Origin of the sequence: Serratia sp. J2 (genome assembly GCF_046269175.1) — a bacterium.
GTDB lineage: Bacteria > Pseudomonadota > Gammaproteobacteria > Enterobacterales > Enterobacteriaceae > Chania > Chania fonticola_C.
In genome coordinates, this window is the sequence record NZ_JBKABN010000015.1 from 21,377 (window position 1) to 43,128 (window position 21,752).

The 21,752-nt window shown below is 56.1% G+C and carries 16 protein-coding genes; 2 read left to right on the forward strand and 14 right to left on the reverse strand.

Translation table 11 applies throughout. The features are described from left to right. The 13 genes from ACKWMY_RS16140 to ACKWMY_RS16200 all read right to left on the reverse strand — a co-directional run bounded on the left by ACKWMY_RS16140 (window position 1) and on the right by ACKWMY_RS16200 (window position 17,070). Window positions 1–1,095 (reverse strand): fatty acid desaturase family protein, encoded by a 1,095-nt coding sequence (locus ACKWMY_RS16140; protein ID WP_024529748.1) that lies wholly within the window; start codon window positions 1,093–1,095, stop codon window positions 1–3. After that, window positions 1,088–2,206: a sterol desaturase family protein gene (locus ACKWMY_RS16145; protein WP_409486616.1), complete on the reverse strand. Its 1,119-nt coding sequence runs from the start codon at window positions 2,204–2,206 to the stop codon at window positions 1,088–1,090. The genes ACKWMY_RS16140 and ACKWMY_RS16145 overlap by 8 nt, the downstream gene beginning before the upstream one ends. Further along, window positions 2,203–2,820: a phosphatase PAP2 family protein gene (locus tag ACKWMY_RS16150; protein ID WP_024529750.1), complete on the reverse strand. Its 618-nt coding sequence runs from the start codon at window positions 2,818–2,820 to the stop codon at window positions 2,203–2,205. Before ACKWMY_RS16150 ends, ACKWMY_RS16145 begins: the two co-directional genes overlap by 4 nt. Beyond that, window positions 2,817–4,103 (reverse strand): F390 synthetase-related protein, encoded by a 1,287-nt coding sequence (locus tag ACKWMY_RS16155; RefSeq protein ID WP_409486617.1) that lies wholly within the window; start codon window positions 4,101–4,103, stop codon window positions 2,817–2,819. Before ACKWMY_RS16155 ends, ACKWMY_RS16150 begins: the two co-directional genes overlap by 4 nt. Further along, window positions 4,100–4,906 (reverse strand): MBL fold metallo-hydrolase, encoded by an 807-nt coding sequence (locus ACKWMY_RS16160; RefSeq protein WP_074028566.1) that lies wholly within the window; start codon window positions 4,904–4,906, stop codon window positions 4,100–4,102. Before ACKWMY_RS16160 ends, ACKWMY_RS16155 begins: the two co-directional genes overlap by 4 nt. After that, on the reverse strand, window positions 4,899–5,915 hold the full coding sequence (locus tag ACKWMY_RS16165) for an NAD-dependent epimerase/dehydratase family protein (protein WP_211134384.1): 1,017 nt from the start codon (window positions 5,913–5,915) through the stop codon (window positions 4,899–4,901). The genes ACKWMY_RS16160 and ACKWMY_RS16165 overlap by 8 nt, the downstream gene beginning before the upstream one ends. Continuing rightward, on the reverse strand, window positions 5,912–6,919 hold the full coding sequence (locus ACKWMY_RS16170; protein ID WP_024529754.1) for a 3-oxoacyl-[acyl-carrier-protein] synthase III C-terminal domain-containing protein: 1,008 nt from the start codon (window positions 6,917–6,919) through the stop codon (window positions 5,912–5,914). The genes ACKWMY_RS16165 and ACKWMY_RS16170 overlap by 4 nt, the downstream gene beginning before the upstream one ends. 369 nt (window positions 6,920–7,288) lie before the next feature. After that, window positions 7,289–7,966 (reverse strand): respiratory nitrate reductase subunit gamma, encoded by a 678-nt coding sequence (narI, locus tag ACKWMY_RS16175; protein WP_024485415.1) that lies wholly within the window; start codon window positions 7,964–7,966, stop codon window positions 7,289–7,291. A 2-nt stretch (window positions 7,967–7,968) separates the two neighbouring features. Beyond that, window positions 7,969–8,691, reverse strand: a complete 723-nt coding sequence (gene narJ, locus ACKWMY_RS16180) for a nitrate reductase molybdenum cofactor assembly chaperone (protein ID WP_074028554.1) — start codon at window positions 8,689–8,691, stop codon at window positions 7,969–7,971. Further along, a complete protein-coding gene (narH, locus tag ACKWMY_RS16185; RefSeq protein WP_309047159.1) occupies window positions 8,688–10,232 on the reverse strand; it encodes a nitrate reductase subunit beta in 1,545 nt (514 codons plus the stop codon). The genes narJ and narH overlap by 4 nt, the downstream gene beginning before the upstream one ends. Beyond that, on the reverse strand, window positions 10,229–13,990 hold the full coding sequence (locus ACKWMY_RS16190) for a nitrate reductase subunit alpha (protein ID WP_409486618.1): 3,762 nt from the start codon (window positions 13,988–13,990) through the stop codon (window positions 10,229–10,231). Before ACKWMY_RS16190 ends, narH begins: the two co-directional genes overlap by 4 nt. Before the next feature lie 396 nt (window positions 13,991–14,386). Next, complete coding sequence (locus ACKWMY_RS16195; protein ID WP_308872759.1) at window positions 14,387–15,133, reverse strand: transcriptional regulator; 747 nt, start codon at window positions 15,131–15,133, stop codon at window positions 14,387–14,389. A 539-nt stretch (window positions 15,134–15,672) separates the two neighbouring features. Next, window positions 15,673–17,070, reverse strand: a complete 1,398-nt coding sequence (locus ACKWMY_RS16200) for a NarK family nitrate/nitrite MFS transporter (RefSeq protein WP_024529759.1) — start codon at window positions 17,068–17,070, stop codon at window positions 15,673–15,675. 353 nt (window positions 17,071–17,423) lie between these two features. Here ACKWMY_RS16200 and narX point away from each other — a divergent pair, with 353 nt between their 5' ends. Further along, window positions 17,424–19,208: a nitrate/nitrite two-component system sensor histidine kinase NarX gene (gene narX, locus ACKWMY_RS16205; RefSeq protein ID WP_074028765.1), complete on the forward strand. Its 1,785-nt coding sequence runs from the start codon at window positions 17,424–17,426 to the stop codon at window positions 19,206–19,208. A gap of 9 nt (window positions 19,209–19,217) precedes the next feature. Continuing rightward, window positions 19,218–19,868, forward strand: coding sequence for a two-component system response regulator NarL (gene narL / locus ACKWMY_RS16210; protein ID WP_024529761.1), 651 nt, complete (start codon window positions 19,218–19,220; stop codon window positions 19,866–19,868). Here the strand turns inward: narL and ACKWMY_RS16215 are convergent. Continuing rightward, complete coding sequence (locus ACKWMY_RS16215) at window positions 19,865–21,676, reverse strand: YchO/YchP family invasin (RefSeq protein ID WP_409486619.1); 1,812 nt, start codon at window positions 21,674–21,676, stop codon at window positions 19,865–19,867. The genes narL and ACKWMY_RS16215 overlap by 4 nt on opposite strands. Window positions 21,677–21,752: the final 76 nt, after the last annotated feature.

A 21,752-nucleotide genomic window follows, 5' to 3' on the forward strand; every position in this document is an offset into this window, starting at 1 on the left:
TCATCGTGGCTGTTGCCCCATCGTACGTAGGAAGCGTTGCTGCTGTTGCAACAGTTCGCGATAGCCGATGCAGCGATAATCCATGGCATAGCGTGGCGCGAGTTCAGCCAGGATGGCGGCCAGCGCGGGATAATGGCGGTGATTCCAGCCGGGGAACAGATGATGGGTGAGATGATAATTCAGCCCACCTGTCAGATGGTGCAACCACTTTGGCGAGGTTTCCCAGTCGCAGGCGGTGGCAAAGTTATGCCGATACCAGCCCTGCGGCATTTGCCCCCCCTCTGGCACCGCGTAAAACTCGGCCTGCGCCCAGTGGGTACCCAACAGTAAGAACACCACCAGCAGCGAGGCCAGCATCTGGCTCAACAGATAAGCGATCAGCACCGTTTGCCAGCCGATACCGTGTTGCTGGCAAACCACTAACGGGATCACCAGCACCACCACTATGTGGCACAGTTTGCTGGCAATAAACACCGCCCAGCCCTTGCGCCCGGCCAGTACACCCTCGGTGGCCAACGGGGTTTTGCCCAACCGGTCTGACCAATCAAACACCAGCGCAATATAGGGCAGCGACAAGGCAGCAATCAGCGGCCAGTAAAGGTGCTGATAGCGCATGTGCGCCCGCCATTGCTGGAACGGCGTCTGGCGGAAAAAGCCGTTCTCTTCGGTGTCCAGATCGTAATGTTCGACATTGGCATACACATGGTGATAGCTGACGTGCCGTGTCCGCCAATAGTCCGGATCGACCCCCAGCGGGATCGTCACCAGACGCCCCGCCAGGCGATTCACCCAAGGAGTGCGGGCGAACGCGTTATGCGAAGCGTCATGATTGACGTTAACGTTCAGCAACATGCCCATCATGACAAAGGCAAAGTAACACAGCATAAACGCCAGCCCCTGCTGTTGCATCAGGCTGAGCAGGTAGAAACCCACGCACAACAACAGCAGGACGATAGCCTTGATCCAACGGGCCACATCGGCAAAGCGGTGATCGTCACGGCCGCTCAGATAAGCATGGGCCCGACGTTTCAGTTCACGATGAAACGCCTGTTCCCCATCCGCAGGGAAAGAGAGTGGCGGCAGAGAGTCAGCCATGGACCGCTTCCTTCTGGCGTCCCCAGCCAGCGGCGACAGCGCAGCCATGCACCGCAATGCCGCAAGTCATCAGCCACCAGTAAGGTTGGTGCCACCCCAGCGCCAACAGCAACAACAGTGGAGCGGCCAACGCCACCAGTAACCAGGTCTTTACGCCCCAGCTACGGCCTTCGGCAATCCCCCCCAACGCTACCGCGCCTACCGCCAACAGCATAAACAGTGCCGCCTGCTCGCCGGTCAGGCCGTTGTAGCCATATCCAAAGCGATACACATAGCCCAGCACCAGGGCGAACAGCAGCAACGCACCACTCACCATACACCACGCGGAGCTGCGGAAACGGGCGCTATTGGCCGAAAGTTTGTAAGGCAGCTTGAAGTAGCGCAAAAACGGCTGATTGCTGGCCCAGAACGGATTAACCGAAGATTTCTCCCCGCGTACGCCATAGGCGAAAGGCTCGGTTGGCAGCGACGGGCCAAAGGTGCCAAACAGCTTGTCCCAGAAGATAAAGCTACCGCCAAAATTACGGTTGGAATAGGCCAGATCGTTGACGTGATGCACCCGATGGTGCGCCGGGGTAACAAAGATTTTTTCCAGCCAGCCCAGTTTTGGGGTCAGCGCGTTATGGTTAAACAGCTGAATGCCGTAGTGCAGGATCGAAACGGTGATAAACACCGAAAGCGGCACACCGGCCAACGCCAGCAGCATAAAGAACGGGATCGACGTTAATGACGAATACCACGAGTTACGCACGCCCAACGAAAGGTTGAAATGCTCGCCCTGGTGATGCACCACATGCACCGCCCACAGTAAACGGAAACGGTGATGCAGACGGTGTAACCAGTAAAAACCAAAGTCCCACGCCAGCAGGGCAAACAGCCACACCAGCGCAACCGGCCAGCTATCGACCAGGCCCAGGCTGAAATGGGTCGCCACATAGCCATAGCAGAAGATCTCCAGCCCCCGGAACAGCCACAGCATGATATGCCCGGAGTTGAGGTTGAAGATCACATCGTGCCAATCAACGCTGCCCCGGTTGCGCTTTTGCAGCCACAGGGCTTCGCCCAGCACCACGCACAGCATAAAGACTATCGGTATTACCAGATCGGTCATGGTCGTTCTCCCTGACGAAAATCACTGACAATCCATCGAACATGTTGGCAGGCATAGCCGACGGCCATGGCCAACACCGCTCCACTGAGCAAATCCACCAGCAGGTGTCGGCGCAGTTGCAGGATAGAGAAGGCAATCGCCAATCCCCAAAGCGACAACAGCACGCTGCGCCATTTTTTCCGACTGTCCGCCACGGCCCACACGGCCAGGGCCGTCAAGGCTATATGCAACGAGGGTAAACAGTTTTGTTTTGAATCAATCCCGATCAATGCCGCCAGCATGGTGGAGCTGAGTGAACCCCCCTGATCGACCGGGTAGTCCATCGTCGTCGGCCACAGCAGATAGATGGCCCCCGCAACAATAGCGGCAAGCTGCATCGAGCTTCTAAGCCATTTGATCCGGCTCAGCGGGCACAAAAGATAGCATAGCGGAACGATCAGGAAAAAAGACAGATACAGCCAAATGGCGTGCGGGCTGAACGGGATGGCGCGATCCAGCCAACTCGGCGTCAGCTGATAACCCGCTCCTTGCCATCGGTCAGTGCTGTTATAAATCAGGCCAACAAAGCCCCAGCCCAGCAGCATTTGCCATAGGCGATAGATCACCTCTTTCATGATGCCTCCGGCAAACGCACGATGCGACGGCGTTTGGCATCGAACTGCGGCATGATGCTCTGTGCGGTCAGTTGCCACTCCAGTTGCTGCACCGCGATACCTTGCTGGGTAAACAGCGCCATCAGGTGCTGCTGACAATGTTCCAGCTCGGCAGGGCTACAGTCGGCCATCAGATGCAGCCGCTGGCTAGACAACTGGGTTAGGCGATAATCCGCCACGGCGGGCAACGCGTTGGCAATCACACGGCGGCATAGATCGGCAAAGACTCGCTGCGCTGTGCCCTGCGATCCTGGCAGCAAGAGTTGATCGTCACAGCGCCCTTCAATCCGAACCAACGCCATGCTGGCCTGGCCGCATGGGCAAGGCTCCGCACGCCGCACCAGAATATCATCCAGCCGATAACGCACGATCGGCTGCGTACGGCGCGTAAAATCGGTGATCAGCGGGGTAAAGCGCTGCTCATCGATCCACTGTGGCTCCACGTGAATAAACTCTTCGTTCAGATGCAAGGTGCCGTGGCTACAGGTAGCAGCCAGAAAACCTTCGGTGGCCTGATAGACTTCGCCTACGTCGGCAAATACCCGCTTTAGCAATTGGCGATCCTGCGGCTCCAGCACCTCAGCCACTGAGATCACTTTCTTCACTCGCAATTGCAGTTCACCCCGCTCGACCGCGTTAGCCAACGCGCACAATACCTGCGCAGGTGCGACCACGATGGTGGGTTGCTCCCGCTCAATCTGCGGTAAGTGCTCGGCAAAGGGAGCAAACAGATCGTAAAACGTCAGGCTCAACCAGCGGTTGTTGACGCTGTGATACAGATTGTTATCCGCACGTAGAAACAGCGCGACCCGCTCACCGGCAAACACCCCTTGCGGCAACATTTTGGCCAGCATGCCGCCAGCCCAGATCTGCTGTTCCTGCGGGCTGACCACAAACACGCCGCGTCGCCCGGAGGTGCCGGTCGATAAACCTACGCTGTATTTGCCCACTTTTGGGGTGAAGTCGCGATCGGTTTCGCTGCGCCGGGCACAGGCCAACAGCGCCTCCAGTTGCAGCCCAGCGGTATTCATCCGATCAAAATGCGTCATCATGATCGCTTTGTCCATTTCTGGCCATTCGCTCACGGGTAACAGACAGTATGGCCGGAAATAGGGGCTATGCGCCAATACCCGGCGGGCAAAGCGTTTTAACTGACGCGCCTGGTAAGCCTCCAGTTCTGCCCGTTCGGTGAAATGCAATTTGCGCGCTCGCAGGTAGTGCCACAGCGTCATCAGCGGGATCATAAATCCCCCTCATGGCACAACAGGATCTCTGCCGCGCCGCCGTGATGCAGTTGGTTGAGCGCTTCAAGGGTTTGGTAGTAGCTACGCGGATTATCCATGATCAGGTTCGCCAGCCGTGAAGGACCACGCAGTTGCTGGTAGTTCAGCGGCGACCAGGCGGCATCGCTTGCCAGCAGCGTCCAGCCCGCATCGGTTTGGACAAAGGCACCAAGATGGCCCGCAGCATGGCCCGGCAGAGGCACAATGAGGATTTGCCCTTCGCTGCCTGGTAGTGCATACCCCTGCTGGAACGGTGCCAGTTCGGCTGGCAGACTCTGTAGCGGGAATGACTCCACAAACTGCAATGCGGATTCAAACTCCTCGGGGATCAACCCCGGTATAAACGCCCGCTTCAGGGCGGCAAAGCCGCGCAGCTCACGAGTTTGCTGCCAGCCCTCACCAGAACAAATCATGTTGAGACGGCTGAAATCACGCAGGCCAGCGATATGGTCAGCATGAAAATGGGAAATAATTACCGCCTCAATATCACCCACGCCTACCCCCCGGCTACGCAACTGCTCAAGCAGCGCCTGCTGTGGGCTGAAATAAACCGGGGTAATCTGGCTATACAACCGGAAAATACCGCTGGCGGTGTACTGTTGGAAATAGCTGGCATAACCGGTATCCCATAGCCAGCGACGCTCGCCCACCTCCAACAGGTAGGCACGGGAGGGGAATTTGCAGCTACGCATCGGCGAGCCACGCAGCGCCATGCAGCCAAGGTGGGTGCAATAGCCGATTTCGAAGGTGGTGATATTAGCCATGCGCCGCCATCCCCTGCTGTTTCATCCATTGCCCGGTCAGCTCTATCCCCTGCTCCAGGCTATAACGAGGCCGGTAGCCCAGTTCTTCAATCGCGCGGCTGTTATCCAGCGTCATATCAAAATAGGCGGCCGCCGCGCTGTAGCGCGTCAGCATCGGCTCTTTGCCGGTGAAATGGGCTATCAATTCCATCCCCCCTGCCACCGCCCACAACAGCCGGTAAGGCAATGCCTGCACCCTATATTGCCAGCCTAGTTGTTGGGCCAGCAGTTGGTGCAGCATATCCTCCAGCCGCTGCGGCTGTTGGTTGGTGATGTTATAAATGCCGCCGGAAGGCAAGTTCGCCCGGTTGCTGGCCAGATCCATCGCATGCACTACGTTGAGCACAAAGGTCAGATCCAGATAGGCTTTACCGCCACCGGGCAGACGCAGAGCACCTTTATCACGCTGCATCTGGGCCAGGATCCTGGGTACGATCACTCGGTCATGCGGGCCAAACAGGCCACGCGGACGCAGGATCAGATAGGTGGTTTGCGGATAGCGATGCAGCAGCGCGTTAATGCTCTGTTCGGCAGCATACTTGCTGGCAGCATAATGATTGGCAAACCGCCGGGCCGGTTCACCTTCGGTAATGTTGTGATGATGCCTGAAATCAAAATAGATCGCCGGCGTCGAGATATGGATAAAGCGTTTCACCCCGCAGCGCCCGGCGGCTTTGGCGAGCTTTTCCGTGACGTAGGTGTTGGCCTGGAAAAACGCTTTGCGATCGCCCCATGGGGAAGATTTGGCGGCACAATGCCAGACGATGTCATAACCCCTCATCAGCTGTTCGCACTGTTCCATCCCGGCGCGGGTCAGATCCAACGGAGTAAACTTTGCCCCCAGTACCACCAACTCACGGCCAACGGCCTCATCACGTCCGGTAGCATGCACCTGATGCCCGGCAGCCAACAACCACTCGGCCGCATTGCGCCCTAACCCACTGGTCGCCCCGGTTACCAAGACTTTCATGGCAGCAGAACCATGCCGCCCAGGGTCAGCCCGGCAGCGGTACCGATCAACATTACCGGCTGATTGGCCTTCAGCCTGTCGGTGATCGCCGCCTCGTGCAGCGCGGAAGGAATTGACGCCGCCACCTGGTTGCCCCGGTAACGATAGATATCCACCAACGCCTCTGGCGCTACATGCAGCCTTTTGCGCATATGCTCCAGCGAGAGATGGCTGGCCTGGTGCGGGACCACGGTGGCAATTTGTGGCAAGGTGAGCCCTGCGGCGCTCAGCAAGCGCTCAAGGTAGCCTTCTATCAGCGCAGAAGCCTGGCGGAACAGTTGCTTGCCCTTCATATGGAACAGAAAATCGCTGTCGTTCATCCCGGCGCGCGGGTTACGGCGTGTGCCACCGGCGCGGATTTCACACAGATCGCTGCCTTCCGGATAGGTTTCCATCAGGTAGGACAAAATTCCGCTGCGCCCATCGCCGCGTTCCACAATGGCACAGGCGGCACCATCGCCAAAAATCAGTGAGGACTCTTCATCTTCCCAGTCGATACCGCGCGAGGCGATATCGGCGGAGACAATGGCAATTCGCCGGTAAACGCCTGTGTTGAGAAGCCCAGCCGCCACCTGCAATGCGCTAATAAAGCTGACGCAGCTGGTATTGATATCAAAACCTGCGGTACCTGAGGGTAAGCCAGCGATTTTAAGAATATGCGCGGCACTAAAGGGTAATGCCTGTACGGAAATAGCCGAGGCCGAGATCAACAGATCGATGGAGTCACGCGGGATAGCATGGCGAGCCAGCGCATCATCCAATGCGGCGACGGCCAGTTCGGCCTGGCTGGCCTGATTGCTGGCATGAAAGCGATGAATAATCCCCGAGCGTTTTTCTACATAGCCGACGGGTTTGTTCAATTGCCGATCCAACGCCGAAGATTCGATGCAGCCGGGAGGCAACGCCGCACCGGTCGCGATGATTTTCAGCGGCAGGACGGGGTGGGACAGGTTATCAATGGTCATAGGTGTTCAGTCTGCTTATCCCTAACTCGTTTGGCTTAGCATCCAGCGTAATTAATCAAACCATTTACGCTCTTTTGATCTAGCCCTTATTTAACATCAGCATAATGAAAATCCTAACAGGAAATTTTACTGATTGATTCCGTTCGCTTAACTAACCTGGTAAACCATGCCGTTAACCTAATGGCACAGCCTAGATCAACGCCGAAAAGAGATCTATAAGAATAAGCTGTTTGACCTGGTTCGGGGAGGCTAAGGCAGGCCAGAATCAAAGACTGAGTCAACGATAAAAGGGTGTTGGTTAAGCAGCAATACGAGGGAAATAGAATAGCGGCAACGTCCAAAGACCTTGCCGCTGGATAACGTGGGGAATTAACGGCGGTTACGTACCAACTGGTAGCGGCGAGTCAGATATTCCACCGGCACGCTCCAGATATGCACCAGACGGCAGAACGGGAATATCAGGAACAGGGTCATGCCGAGCACGATATGGATCTTGAATATCAGTGCAACCCCTTCCAAATGTTGAGCTGCACCGCCATGGAAGGTCACCACCGCTTGCGCCCAGGCGACCAACTTCAGCATCTCGCTACCGTCCATGTGTTGAGCAGAGAACGGAATGGTCAACAGCCCCAGGCACACCTGCACGACCAGCAACGTCAGGATCAGGATATCCCCCACGCTACTGGTGGCGCGGATACGTGGGTTGGTCAAACGGCGCTTTAATAACAGCACACCGCCCACCAACATCATCACGCCACAGGCCCCACCGGCAAACATCGCCATTTTCTGTTTCACGGCGATCGGCAGGAAAGATTCATACATCCAGTGCGGCGTCAGCATACCGAGGAAGTGCCCGGCAAAAATGCCCAGAATGCCGATATGGAACAGATTAGAGGCCAGCCGCATGCCCTTTTTATCCAGCATCTGGCTGGAGCCAGCACGCCAGGTGTATTGCCCGTAGTCGTAACGCAGCCAACTACCGATCAGGAAGATCGCTCCGGCGATATACGGATAGATATCGAAGAAGAAAAGCGTCAGAAAGTGCATGATTAGCGTCCTTTGGTTGCTGTGGTCATCGAGCCCACATCCAGATACTGTGGTGCTACCGCCCCAGCAAAGCGCCGCTGGTGAGTAGCTTGCTGCGCCGAAGCACAGCCTTGCTCACCCAAAAACTTGATCTGTTCTTCTTCCCAGACGGCATCCAGTGCCTGTGGCGTGTCGTCACGTGTTTCACCGGCAACTTGTGGCTGCAAACTTTTGGCTGCAACGCCACTAGCAGACAACACCAGCAGCAGATCGAACAGTACCGCATACGGGCTTTGACGCTGTTGCAAGCGAGCACCCAGCAGGGCCAGGATGGGGGCGATATCCTGCAATCCGCCCTGAGCTTCCTCTTTGTTGCGGCTAGCCAGATACTCCAGATACAGCGGCAGGAAGTCCGGCAGTTCGCGGCTGTCGATCTCCAGCCCGGCTTCGCGGTATTGCGCCATCAGATCGACCATAGCCTGGCCGCGATCGCGGGATTCACCGTGAACATGCTCAAACAACAACAGTGAAGTCGCACGGCCGCGATCGAACAGCTCGCAATACTCCGCCTGCACATCCAGCAACGGACGGGCACAGAAGCGGCGGATAAACAGAATCAACTGGGCGCTGTGATGCAAGTCCAGTTCACAGGCCGGTTCCAGGGCTTCCACCAGCTCTTGCTGATGGTCAAACAATTCCTGCTCAGGATAATCCAGCAGGCGGGCAATAATTCGCAGAGCGATCATGAGGCATCCTCCTTGCGCGGGGTTTTCTGCGTCACGTCGATGGCATCGATGCGGCGGCTGTTGAACAGGTTGAATTTGCTGTCACTGCCGTGGCAACCGTCGCCAAAGCTGAAGCCACAGCCTTTGCTTTCCGGGAAGGCTTCGCGCGCCAGTTCACGGTGGCTGGAAGGCACGACGAAACGGTCTTCGTAGTTAGCGATCGCCAGATAGCGATACATCTCTTGCGCCTGCGCTTCTGTCAGCCCCACCTGCTCAAGCGCACTGGTGTCCACCACGCCGTCCACGGTTTCTGCCCGCTTGTAGTGGCGCATCGCCAACATCCGTTTTAGCGCCAACAGCACCGGAGCGGTATCCCCGGCGGTCAACAGATTCGCCAGATATTGCACCGGGATGCGCAGGCTTTCGACATCAGGCAGTATGCCGCTGTGGGCCAACTCACCGGCATCCGCAGCCGACTGGATCGGAGACAACGGCGGTACATACCACACCATCGGCAAAGTGCGATATTCCGGGTGCAGCGGCAGCGCCAGCTTCCAGTCCATCGCCATCTTGTAAACCGGCGACTGCTGTGCAGCCTCAATCACGCCTTGCGGGATACCGTCTTTCAACGCTTGCTCAATCACCGCCGGATCGTGCGGATCGAGGAAGATATCCATTTGGCTCTGATACAGGTCTTTATCGTTCTCTGTCGCGGCCGCTTGTTCAATGCGGTCGGCATCGTACAGCAGCACGCCGAGATAGCGGATACGCCCCACGCAGGTTTCCGAACAAACGGTCGGCTGGCCAGCCTCAATCCTTGGGTAGCAGAAGATGCACTTCTCGGATTTGCCGCTCTTCCAGTTGAAGTAGATTTTCTTGTACGGGCAGCCGGTCAGGCACATCCGCCAGCCACGGCATTTATCCTGATCGATCAGCACAATGCCGTCTTCGCCGCGTTTATAGATCGCACCGCTCGGACAAGTCGCCACACAGGCCGGGTTCAGGCAGTGCTCGCACAGGCGTGGCAGATACATCATGAAGGTGTTTTCGAACTGGCCGTACATCGCCTTCTGCATGTTGTCGAAGTTTTTGTCTTTGGCACGTTTGTCGAACTCACCGCCGAGGATCTCTTCCCAGTTTGGGCCGCTTTCGATCTTGTTCATCCGCTGGCCAGTGATCAGCGAGCGCGGACGGGCGATCGGCTGATGCTTGCCCTGCGGGGCGGTATGCAGGTTCTGGTAGTCGTAATCGAACGGCTCGTAATAATCGTCCAGCGCGGGAACATCCGGGTTGGCAAAGATCTTCGACAGCAGGCCAACGCGGTTACCCATGCGCGGCTCCAGCTTGCCGTTGATTTTGCGTATCCAGCCGCCCTTCCATTTGTCCTGATCTTCCCAGGCGTTGGGATAGCCGATGCCCGGCTTGCTTTCCACGTTGTTGAACCAGGCATATTCCATGCCTTCGCGGCTGGTCCAGACGTTCTTACAGGTCACCGAACAGGTATGGCAACCGATGCACTTGTCCAGGTTGAGTACCATGCCAACTTGCGAACGAATTTTCATTTGGCTTTCTCCTGCTGGCTGCCCTGCGCGTAGTCGTTACCTTCGCCGTCTAACCAGTCGATATGGTCCATTTTGCGCACCACCACAAACTCATCGCGATTCGAGCCGACGGTGCCGTAGTAGTTAAAACCGTAGGCTAGCTGCGCATAGCCGCCGATCATATGGGTCGGTTTCGGGCACACGCGGGTCACCGAGTTGTGGATCCCGCCGCGCTGGCTGGTGATTTCCGAGCCTGGAATGTTCACGATACGTTCCTGCGCGTGATACATCATGGTCATCCCCGACGGAATACGCTGGCTGACCACCGCACGGGCGGTGAGCGCTCCGTTGGCGTTGAAGGCCTCGATCCAGTCGTTATCTTCAATGCCCAGATCTTTGGCATCGTCCTCACTCAGCCAGACGATTGGCCCGCCGCGTGACAGGGTCAGCATCAGCAGGTTGTCGCTGTAGGTGGAGTGAATGCCCCACTTCTGGTGCGGCGTCAGGAAGTTCAGCGCCTTCTCTTTGTTACCGTTTGGCTTTTTATTCAGCAACGGCTGCGCGGCACGGGTGTCGATCGGCGGGCGATAGACCAGCAGGCTTTCCCCGAAGGCACGCATCCACTCGTGATCCTGATAAAGCTGCTGGCGGCCACTCAGGGTGCGCCATGGGATCAGCTCATGCACGTTGGTGTAGCAGGCGTTGTAAGAGACGTGTTCGTCCTCCAGACCAGACCAGGTAGGGCTGGAGATGATCTTGCGCGGCTGGGCCTGAATATCGCGGAAACGGATCTTTTCGTCTTCCTTGTTCAGCGCCAGATGGGTGTGATCGCGCCCGGTGATGTTGCTCAGCGCCTGCCAGGCTTTCACCGCCACCTGCCCATTGGTTTCCGGTGCCAGCGAGAGGATCACTTCCGCCGCATCGATAGCACTTTCGATCTTAGGCCGCCCAACTGCCGGGCCTTCGGTCTTCACGTAGTTGAGCTTTTTCAGGAAGTCGACTTCGGTCTGGGTGTTCCAACTGATGCCCTTCCCCCCGTTGCCAAGCTTGTCCAGCAGCGGACCGAGCGAGGTAAAGCGCTCGTAGGTCGCGGGATAATCGCGTTCGACCACCATGATGTGTGGCGCGGTTTTACCCGGGATCAGCTCGCACTCGCCTTTCTTCCAGTCTTTCACGCCGTAGGGCTGCGCCAGTTCGGCGGCGGAGTCATGCTGGATCGGCAGCGTAACAATGTCGGTTTCCTGGCCCAGATGGCCAACGCACACCTCGGAGAACGCTTTGGCGATACCCTTGTAGATCTCCCAGTCGCTCTTGGAATCCCAGGCAGGATCGACAGCCGCAGACAACGGATGAATAAACGGATGCATGTCCGAGGTATTCATATCGTCTTTCTCGTACCAGGTGGCGGTAGGCAGCACGATGTCGGAATACAGGCAGGTGCTGGACATGCGGAAATCAAGCGTCACGACCAGATCCAACTTGCCTTCGCCGCCGTTATCCAACCACTCGACTTCCTGTGGTTTTACGCCGCCCTGCTGGCCCAAATCCTGGCCCTGGATGCCATTCTCGGTCCCCAGCAGGTATTTGAGCATGTATTCATGCCCCTTGCCGGAGGAGCCCAGCAGGTTGGAGCGCCAGACGAACAGGTTACGCGGGAAGTTCTGCGGGTTATCCGGCTGTTCGGCAGCAAAGCGAACGCTGCCCTGTTTGAGGCTCTCCACGGTGAAATCCAGCGGTGCCTGACCGGCCGCTTTGGCCTGAGCGGCCAGATGCAGCGGGTTAGTGTCCAGTTGCGGTGCCGATGGCAACCAACCCATGCGTTCAGCACGCACGTTAAGATCGATCAGGCTGCCAGCAAACTGACTCTTGTCCGCCATCGGTGACAACAGCTCTTCGGTGCCGACCGTTTCGTAACGCCATTGGCTGGAGTGGTTGTAGAAGAACGAGGTGCTGTTCATATGGCGAGCCGGCCGTTGCCAATCCAGGCCAAAGGCCAGCGGCATCCAACCGGTTTGTGGGCGCAGCTTTTCCTGACCGACATAGTGCGCCCAGCCGCCGCCGCTTTGGCCAACGCAACCGCAGAAGATCAACATGTTGATCAGCCCGCGATAGGTCATGTCCATGTGATACCAGTGGTTGACACCGGCACCAACGATAATCATCGAGCGGCCGTGGGTTTTCTCGGCGTTTTCGGCAAACTCCCGCGCAATGCGGATGATGTTATGGCGTGAGACGCCGGTGATCTGTTCTGCCCAGGCTGGTGTATAGGCTTTGACTTCATCATAACCGTTGGCGCAGTTGGCATCATTCAGGCCACGATCCAGGCCGTAGTTAGCCAGCGTCAGATCGTAGACGCTGGTCACCAATGCCTGGCTGCCGTCCGCCAGTTTCAAGCGTTTTACCGGCAGTTTGTGCAGCAGGATGTCGTCCAACGCCACGCTGTTGAAATGCTCACTCTCGGCACCGCCAAAGTATGGGAAACCAACGTCAACCACCTCATCATGGCTGCCTAGCAGGCTGAGTTGCAGCTCCACATCCTGCTGGGCTTTACCTTCACGCTGTTCCAGGTTCCATTTGCCCTTCTCACCCCAACGGAAACCGATAGAGCCCTGCGGCGCTACCAGTTCACCGCTGGTCTGATCCAGCGCGACGGTTTTCCACTCGGGGTTGTTTTCCTGGCCAAGGCCATCCACCAGGTCGGCGGCGCGCAGCAGGCGGCCAGCGGCGTAATAACCTTCGGTACGCGGCTCCAGCAACACCAGCATCGGCATATCGGTGTAGCGGCGTACATAGTCGCGGAAATAACCAACTTCACGATCCAGATGGAACTCTTTGAGCATCACGTGGCCCATCGCCAGCGCCATGGCGCTATCGGTACCCTGTTTCGGGTTCAGCCACTGGTCGCATAGCTTGGCCACTTCCGCGTAGTCTGGCGTCACTGCGACGGTTTTGGTGCCCTTGTAGCGAACCTCGGTGAAGAAGTGGGCATCCGGGGTGCGCGTTTGCGGCACGTTGGAGCCCCAGGCAATGATATACGAGGAGTTGTACCAGTCGGCGGATTCCGGCACGTCGGTCTGCTCGCCCCAGGTCATCGGCGAGGCCGGTGGCAAATCGCAGTACCAGTCGTAGAAGCTCAAGCAGGTGCCACCAATCAGCGATAGGTAACGAGCCCCCGCCGCGTAAGACACCATCGACATCGCCGGGATCGGCGAGAAGCCGATAATACGATCCGGGCCAAAGGTCTTGGCGGTATAGACGTTGGAGGCAGCGATCAGTTCATTGACCTCCTGCCAGCTGGAGCGGACAAAACCACCGCGGCCACGAGCCACTTTGTAGCTTTTGGCTTTTTCCGGGTCGGAAACGATCGAACCCCAGGCATCAACCGGATCGCTATGCAAGGCTTTAGCCTCGCGCCATAGTTTGATTAGGCGTTTGCGCATCAGCGGATATTTCAGGCGGTTGGCACTGTAGAGATACCAGGAATAGCTGGCACCGCGTGGGCAGCCACGGGGCTCATGGTTGGGCAAATCTGGACGGGTGCGTGGGTAATCGGTCTGCTGGGTTTCCCAGGTGACCAGGCCGTTTTTCACATAAATTTTCCAGCTACAGGAGCCGGTGCAGTTAACACCATGGGTGGAGCGCACCACTTTGTCGTGCTGCCAGCGGCTGCGGTAACCGTCTTCCCAATCGCGGTTGGTGTTTAGCGTTTGGCCATGGCCGCCAGAGAAAGGTTCGGCCAACTGCTTGAAGTAGCGGAACCGATCTAGAAATTTGCTCATCCGGAGTTCTCCTGAAGGCTCGTTACACTCGAATTTCAAGCTGCAGTTTGAAAGACGACGGGTATGTTGTTGTAAGAAATTGCCAAGTGACATTGCTCAATCTGCGGCCAAGGCTACTGATGCTCTGCCGGGCGTAACTTGATTGCGATCAAGGGAATCAGTGAGGGAAAACGTGAGGAAAGGTGGAAATACCACTAAAGGATGATCGTTAAAAATAACGCTATCTAACTGTAATAAAACAAGAATAATAGATTTACAGGGATAAGCGCCTGGCGAACCTCCTAAAACGGAAATTTGGGGGTAGTGGTGGTAAAACGAATGTGTGAGCGAGCTTAATCGGGATAATCTTGAGCAGTTTAATACTTCTATCTTAAACAGCTTGAAGGGGGATCCCTGCTAACGAGTGCGGCATTCAACCCGCATTTCCTTTTCATTCCCCGCCAGATACACGCAGTTCAGCGCCTGGGGATTAACACCAGGGGAGGTGTCTAATGAAAAAGAGAGGACCATACGAGGGCTGTTTGGCTGCTCATGCTGTATTGCTGGCCTGGTTCGGCTGCCTAATGCATAGGATAAAAGTGAAACCGTCAACAGTGCAATAAACGCCGCCAGATACTTCAATATTCTGGCCCACGGCGTTAGCGTGTTTCGTCTGGAATCAACCAAAGCCGTTTCGCTTAATATCGGATTCATGAGGGAATAACCTTCCGACACCGTTGCATTTTCAATAATTTCATCGGCCATATGATTTAATTTACCCTCAGATAGATCACTATTGAAAGTTTCAGCATCATCATTCCCAGGAATAATCTCCGTAGCGACGGCAGATTCCCCGGTTGATATAAAGTTAAAAATCGTTTTATCTTCCACCTTATAACCAAGACGAGGAATGGTCCTGATGAGAGCATGTTCCGTGTCGCCAATTTTCTGGCGAATGGACTTAATCGTCTGATTTATTGTCGAGTCTGAGCAATAGGTACCTTTCCAGATAGTCTCAATGATTTCAGAGCGGCTCACCAACTCAGGCGACCGGTTAACCAGCAGGGAAAGGATCTGAAGCTCTTTCCAACGTAGGCGTGAACGCTGCCTGGAAGGGAGCAAAACATCAAAATTTATGATTTTTATTTCCTGTTCAGCATCCACTTTTCATTTCCCTTATGAGTCCATAGCGTTCTCATTTGTATAGAAATATGAAAAAATGTTCAAGAATTTAAATATAAACTCAGTGAAATAGACTTAATTTATATTTCACCTATTTTTCATAACTTAGTGAAATCATGCAACCCATTGAGAAAAACCCATCCATCTCCTAGACAATGGATAATTCAGACATAAACACCCGCACCAAGGATTAGGGCTTTTCTTTTCTGATGACACAGTGGATATTAAGATTTCACAATAGATAAAAATGGAATCATCTTATCATTACTCAACAAAATAAAGGCTATATTAATATATACCCAAGAAATGCCAATTGTCGGTAATATTGCACAGTCTGGTTCTGGCAAGATAGCGATGAATTCACCGATTGGCTATCAGTGAAACAACCTGTAGGAATTGAGAAGCAAAACACTCCCCGGCAAGCGGGGAGTGTCAGATTACTGACAGGCAATGTTGCTGAATGGGTAAGCGTCGCACATGTTCGACCGAAGGGGTGCGCAGCCTGCCTCCGCTTAACCAAACTAGCGTGAAACCTTTTTACGGCCGTAAACGCCCCAGGTCACCACGACACACAGAATATAAAACACCAGGAAGATCTTCATCGCCCCAGCCGGTGAGCCAGTCAACGCCAGCGAAGTACCAAACGCCTTGGGAATAAAGAACCCCCCTGCCGCACCAATCGCCGAGATAAAGCCCAAAGCCGCAGCCGAATCGGTTACTGCCTCGCGCTGTGCCAACTCATCGCTTCCTCCTTCGGCTTTCACTCTGTCCACGGTGATTTTACGGAATATCACGGCGATCATCTGGAAGGTCGAGCCGCTGCCCAACCCGGCGGTGAGGAACAGCACCATAAACACGCCATAGAAGGCCATAAATGAACCCTGATGATCGCTACCCGGCAAGGTCATGAACAGCAAGGCAGCGAAAATAGCCATGACGATAAAGTTCAGCAGCGTCACACGAATACCGCCAAAGCGATCGGAAAGCGCCCCACCCACGGGACGAGCCAGCGCCCCAAGGAACGGCCCGAAGAAGGCATAATGCAGGATCACCACGTCCGGAAACTGGGTTTTCGCCAGCATGGCAAAACCGGCAGAGAAACCAATGAAGGAACCAAAAGTTGCCAGATACAGCAGGCTCAAAACCCACAGATGCCCCCGTTTGAGTACCGGCAACTGTTGGCGCAAAGAAGCCTTTGAGGCGGCCAAATCGTTCATACCGAACCAGGCTGCCAGCGTTGCCACCAGCAGGAAAGGCACCCAAATCCAGGCGGCGTTTTCCAACCACAGCTGGCTGCCGTCTGGCTGTGTCTGCCCAGTGCCGCCCAGGAAGCCAAACATGGCGAGCGAGATGGCTAACGGAGCCACCAGTTGCATCACGCTGACACCCAGATTTCCCAGACCGCCATTCAGCCCCAACGCGCCACCCTGCTTAGCCTTCGGGAAGAAGAAGCTGATGTTCGCCATGCTGGAGGCAAAGTTGGCCCCAGCAAACCCACACAACAGCGCAATAATGATAAATACGTTGAATGAAGTGGTCGGATCCTGCACCGCATAACCCAGCCACAGGCAAGGCACCAGCAGGAAACAGGTGCTGATGGCTGTCCAACGGCGGCCACCAAACATCGGGATCACGAAGGAATACGGCACGCGCAGGATCGCGCCGGAAACCGAAGGCAATGCGGTCAACAGAAACAGCTGATCGGTGGTGAAGTTAAAACCCACCTTGTTCAGATTAACCGCCACGGCGCTGAACAGCATCCATACGCAGAAGGCGAGCAACAGGCAGGGTATGGAGATCCACAGGTTGCGGCGGGCAATGCGGTGCCCACTCTGCTGCCAGAATTCGCTGTTCTCAGGTTGCCAGTCCTGAATAACCGCACCCGTTTTTTTTGCTAAAGGCGTTGCAGATTGCGACATAATAACCTCAGAAACACGGTGATAACTGCGCACACCCTAGTTGATCCCCTCAAGCGGTAAAGTTGACGCAAATCAATGAGCAAGCAGGTAGCTCATGGCGGAAAAACCTCATGCATCCCTTAGTGAGTAGCCAATCAAGGCTAGCTAATCTATTGGTATTCAGCAGGTTATACCACAGTAGTGAGAAAGGTTTGGCAATGGCTCAGGCTGCAGGAAACTAAGGGGTACTTCGTTAGGGGTATGGGGTTACGCCGGGGGATGAGGAAAAATGGCTGCTATTGACGTAATTTGGCGGCCGGAGTTGCAGGTATCTCCTCTCTGGTTTCTGCTGCTCTATGGGAGATGCGTATTCGATGAAACGCTTGCTGGCTCCGCTTTCCATCGTTAACCAGGTTGCCCTGTTAATGCTACTGCTGGGAGTGCTGGGTATCGCCGGAATGAGTATTTCCGCCTGGATGTCACAAAGCATTCAGGGCAATGCTCATGCCATCAACAAAGCAGGCTCCCTTCGGATGCAGAGCTACCGTCTGCTCTCCCAGGTCCCTCTGGATGCCCACAGTGACCTCCTGATGCAGGGACTGGATCAGGATGAAACCAGCCGCGACTTGCAGCAGGCGCTGGAGCGCGAAGGGTTAACCCCACAGTTGCTGACGCTGCGTGACTATTGGCTAAACCAGCTGCAACCACGGCTGCGCCAAGCACAACGCCCCGCCGATGCGGCCCCCCAAGTGGCCCATTTTGTCAGCCTGTTGGACAAGCTGGTTTCCGATATCGATCATCAAACCGAACGGCGCTTGTTGATGGTGACGCTGGTTCAGGGGGGATTTATCGCCCTGACGCTGTTGCTGCTGGTCGGCACCATCTGTTATCTACGCCGCCGTTTGCTGCACCCTTGGCGTCAATTGGTGGCATTGGCACTGGCGGTTGGCCGCGGTGATTTCAGCCACCGCTTTGCCCAACGTGGGCATCAGGACGAGATGTCTTCCCTCGGCGCTGCGCTTAACACCATGTCCGACGAGCTTGCCACCATCTATGCCAGGCTGGAGCAACGTGTCGCAGAAAAGACCGCCGACCTGCAACAGAAAAATCAGGTGCTGGGCTTTCTGTATCGCACCAGCCGCCAGTTACACACCAGCGAGCCGATCTGTAGCCGCCTGACGCCGATCCTCAACCAGTTGCAAACGCTGACGCCGCTACACAGCATCCAGGTACGGCTGTATGAAAACAACAGCCAGGAACAGTTTCTGCAATTAAGCGGTAACCAGCCGTTGAGGCCGGAGTATTGCCATAATCCGGTCTGTAGCGCCTGCTTAAGCGAACATCAGCCGCATAGTCAGGGCCATCCTTCTCTTAGCTGGAGCCTGAGTGACCAACTGGGCAATTATGGCATCGTCGTCGCTCAACATGATCCAGAACAACGGCTAAGCGATGAGCAATGTCAGTTGATGAATACCCTGATGGAGCAGTTGACCAGCGTATTGGCGATAGAACGCCAGGTTGACCACCAGCAGCAGTTGATGTTGATGGAGGAGCGGGCCGCGATTGCCCGCGAGTTACACGACTCCATCGCTCAATCCCTCACCTGCCTGAAAATGCAGACCAGTTGCCTGCAAATGCAGGGGGGCGAACTCCCTCCGGCCAGCCTGGCGCTGGTGCAACAGATGCGTGAAGAGATCAGTGCCGCCTATCGCCAGTTACGCGAGCTGTTAACCACCTTCCGCCTGCGATTGACCGAACCTGGCCTGCTGGCGGCACTACAGTCTACGGTGCAAGAATTCAATCAGCGGCTGGGGATCACCATCGAACTCGATTATCAGTTAGGCCCACGTAGCGTACCGGCCTATCAGGCGATCCACCTGCTGCAGATCGCGCGTGAGGCATTGAGTAATATTCACCAACACGCGCAGGCCAGCCAGGTCACGATTCGGGTGATAAACCTTAAGGGGGAAGTCACCCTAAGCGTCAGCGACAATGGCCGCGGCCTGCCAGATATCAGCGAACGGCCCGATCACTACGGCCTGATCATCATGCGCGATCGCGCCAAAAGCCTGCACGGCCAGTGCGAAATCTTGCCATGCAGCGGCGGCGGCACCGAAGTACGGGTGACGTTCCGTCCGGATAACTCTGCTATCGAATAAGGAAATATTATGACGACCGAAGAAGCTGCCACCATACTGCTGATTGACGATCACCCCATGTTGCGTAACGGCGTCAAGCAGTTGATTAGCATGGATCCGCGGCTACAAGTCATCGCCGAAGCCAGCAATGGCGAACAAGGGGTGGAGCTGGCTGAGCTGCACGATCCCGACCTGATCCTGTTGGATCTGAACATGCCCGGAATGAACGGCCTGGCAACGCTGGATCGCCTGCGCCAAATCGCCCTTTCCGGCCGAGTGGTGGTGTTCAGCGTCTCCAACCATGAAGACGATGTGGTTAGCGCACTAAAACGCGGTGCCGATGGCTATCTCTTGAAAGATATGGAACCAGAGGAACTGCTCAAGGCGCTGCATCAGGCGGCGGCAGGGCAAATGGTACTGAGCGAAGCATTGACGCCAGTGCTGGCGGCCAGCCTGCGGGAAAACCGCCCGGCGGTAGAACGCGACATCCAGCAGTTAACCCCGCGCGAGCGGGATATCCTCAAGCTGATCGCGCAGGGCCTGCCAAACAAGCTGATCGCCCGTAAACTGACCATCACCGAGAGTACCGTCAAGGTGCACGTGAAACACCTGCTGAAGAAGATGAAACTGAAATCCCGCGTAGAAGCCGCCGTTTGGGTGTTGGGCAATAAGAAAGATTAGTTACCCTGTGGGTGCAACGGCCCGGTAACCGCAGGGATTGCCGGTGGCTGCAGGGTTTGCGGCGGCGGTAACCCAGGCTCCCCTTCAATAGACAAGCTCAGGGGAGCGGTAACCTGTAGCGTGATCCAGTTCGAGGTGGCTTTCTGCTGCTTTTCATCCTCAAGGGTGACGGACAGTTGGTAGTGATTGCTGGCCCCTGGCGTCTCATCCCACGCGGGCACCGTCAAGGTCCATCCCTGCGGATCGTTGATATTCGCCGGCGGCGTCAAGCTGACAGCCTGAGTATCCCCTTGCCAGTTGACCGCGGTGATCTTATTGGCCGCTTTGATTTCCAGCACCAGCGGCAGGGTTTCCCCTGGATTCAGGCTCCATGACGGCGTCGCCAGAAACACCTGCAACGTTTTGCTTTCGCGGAACTCCAGCACCGGCACATTATTACGTTCAATGCTGTCATAGCGGCTACCGCGCAATGATTTTGCCTGTTCCACGTAATACGGAGAAATCTGTTTGATCAGCGGTACGCCAAGGCGGTAGGTCATGGCCAGCTCGACCTTGTCCTGGGTGTCGCCCACATTATCCAGTTTGTGCAAGGCTTTGACCGTGACCAACGGGACCGGCGTATAGTTGAGCCCCACCTGCATAGCGCTAGGATCGGTTTGTTTGTTGCCATTGCCTAGCAGATCGACGCTGTCGCCACGATACTGTTCAAAGCTGAGTGAGGCCCCAAGCTGGTGGTAAAACGGCAGATAACCTTGCGTGGTAATGTCGTAGCCACGCGCCGGACGGCCGAGAAAGACGGCACTATTTGCCTGTGGAGAATATGACGACAGCGGGTGGTAATAGTTGGCCGACAAGCGTAGATAGTCCCCCCAGGCTTCGGCACCGATGCTGCCACGGTTGCGCTGATTCTGGAAATCAGTGTCGAGCACTGAGTTGTAGCCCAGCAGCCAATCCCCCACCATCCAGCGCTGCCCCAGGCCAAAATTACCCTGTGAACCGTTGGCCTTTTGCAGATAACCCACCTGGCTGTAGGTCAACAAACCTTCAACGTCATAGAGCGGGCTGAACAACTGACCGCTGCTGCCGGTAAAATCCCCTTCAGGTGTGACCGCGAGCGACAGTTTAGCGGTGCCAAGTGGTGAAAGCAGCTCTTCGCTCTCTTGCTGTAGGGTCGAGGTGGCTTGGTTGGTCAGGTAGTCTTTTGCATCGGCACGTGCCCGCTCGCTGGATATCTGGTTAAGATTCTGCTCAGCCAGCTTTTTCGCCCGCGTTGCCCACTCTTTTTCTTTTTCGGCATCGTTGACGCCAGCGCTGCCCAGCTCCGGTAGATCTTGCGCCGGAGATGCCTGCGTCTTGACCTCACTGACCACTGCCGCTGGCTTTTCTACCGGAGTTACGGCCGCAGGCACTTGCGCAGGGATGTCTGCCGCATTTGCCACCGCCGGTGGAGCAATGGTCTGGGCCTCTGCGGGTGGTGGCGCTACCGTCTGGGCTTCTGCTGCAGGTGCTACTGCCTGAGCTTCTGCTACCGCCGCCGGTGGTACTACCATCTGGGTTTCTACTGTTGCTGTCGGTGGCGCTTTAGCCAGATCGTCAATCACGCTCGTCCCAACCGAGGGAACTTCCACCGTGGCTTCAGCAAGGCTTTTCGCTGCAACGGGTGCCTCTGCCTGAGCGTCAGGCACGCCAGCCACTGCCGGGGGAGCTTCCGCCTGGGCGTTAAACATTATCACCGGTAGAGCAAATAACCCGAGTAAGCGCGTGCTGGATAACAACTGTGACACCTTTTGCTGAATAACCTTGGTCATAACCACGTTTGCCCTTCGCCTTCCTTGCCGCATGGCAAACCCACCTCGTTGACGCTACCGTTCCGGCCGGTAGAAA

Excerpts from the sequence above, each read along its gene's own strand:
- ACKWMY_RS16140 (WP_024529748.1), bottom strand. The coding sequence starts at position 1,095 with ATGGCTGACTCTCTGCCGCCACTCTCTTTCCCTGCGGATGGGGAACAG.
- ACKWMY_RS16145 (WP_409486616.1), bottom strand. The coding sequence starts at position 2,206 with ATGACCGATCTGGTAATACCGATAGTCTTTATGCTGTGCGTGGTGCTG.
- ACKWMY_RS16150 (WP_024529750.1), bottom strand. The coding sequence starts at position 2,820 with ATGAAAGAGGTGATCTATCGCCTATGGCAAATGCTGCTGGGCTGGGGC.
- ACKWMY_RS16155 (WP_409486617.1), bottom strand. The coding sequence starts at position 4,103 with ATGATCCCGCTGATGACGCTGTGGCACTACCTGCGAGCGCGCAAATTG.
- ACKWMY_RS16160 (WP_074028566.1), bottom strand. The coding sequence starts at position 4,906 with ATGGCTAATATCACCACCTTCGAAATCGGCTATTGCACCCACCTTGGC.
- ACKWMY_RS16165 (WP_211134384.1), bottom strand. The coding sequence starts at position 5,915 with ATGAAAGTCTTGGTAACCGGGGCGACCAGTGGGTTAGGGCGCAATGCG.
- ACKWMY_RS16170 (WP_024529754.1), bottom strand. The coding sequence starts at position 6,919 with ATGACCATTGATAACCTGTCCCACCCCGTCCTGCCGCTGAAAATCATC.
- narI (WP_024485415.1), bottom strand. The coding sequence starts at position 7,966 with ATGCACTTTCTGACGCTTTTCTTCTTCGATATCTATCCGTATATCGCC.
- narJ (WP_074028554.1), bottom strand. The coding sequence starts at position 8,691 with ATGATCGCTCTGCGAATTATTGCCCGCCTGCTGGATTATCCTGAGCAG.
- narH (WP_309047159.1), bottom strand. The coding sequence starts at position 10,232 with ATGAAAATTCGTTCGCAAGTTGGCATGGTACTCAACCTGGACAAGTGC.
- ACKWMY_RS16190 (WP_409486618.1), bottom strand. The coding sequence starts at position 13,990 with ATGAGCAAATTTCTAGATCGGTTCCGCTACTTCAAGCAGTTGGCCGAA.
- ACKWMY_RS16200 (WP_024529759.1), bottom strand. The coding sequence starts at position 17,070 with ATGTCGCAATCTGCAACGCCTTTAGCAAAAAAAACGGGTGCGGTTATT.
- narX (WP_074028765.1), top strand. The coding sequence starts at position 17,424 with ATGAAACGCTTGCTGGCTCCGCTTTCCATCGTTAACCAGGTTGCCCTG.
- narL (WP_024529761.1), top strand. The coding sequence starts at position 19,218 with ATGACGACCGAAGAAGCTGCCACCATACTGCTGATTGACGATCACCCC.
- ACKWMY_RS16215 (WP_409486619.1), bottom strand. The coding sequence starts at position 21,676 with ATGACCAAGGTTATTCAGCAAAAGGTGTCACAGTTGTTATCCAGCACG.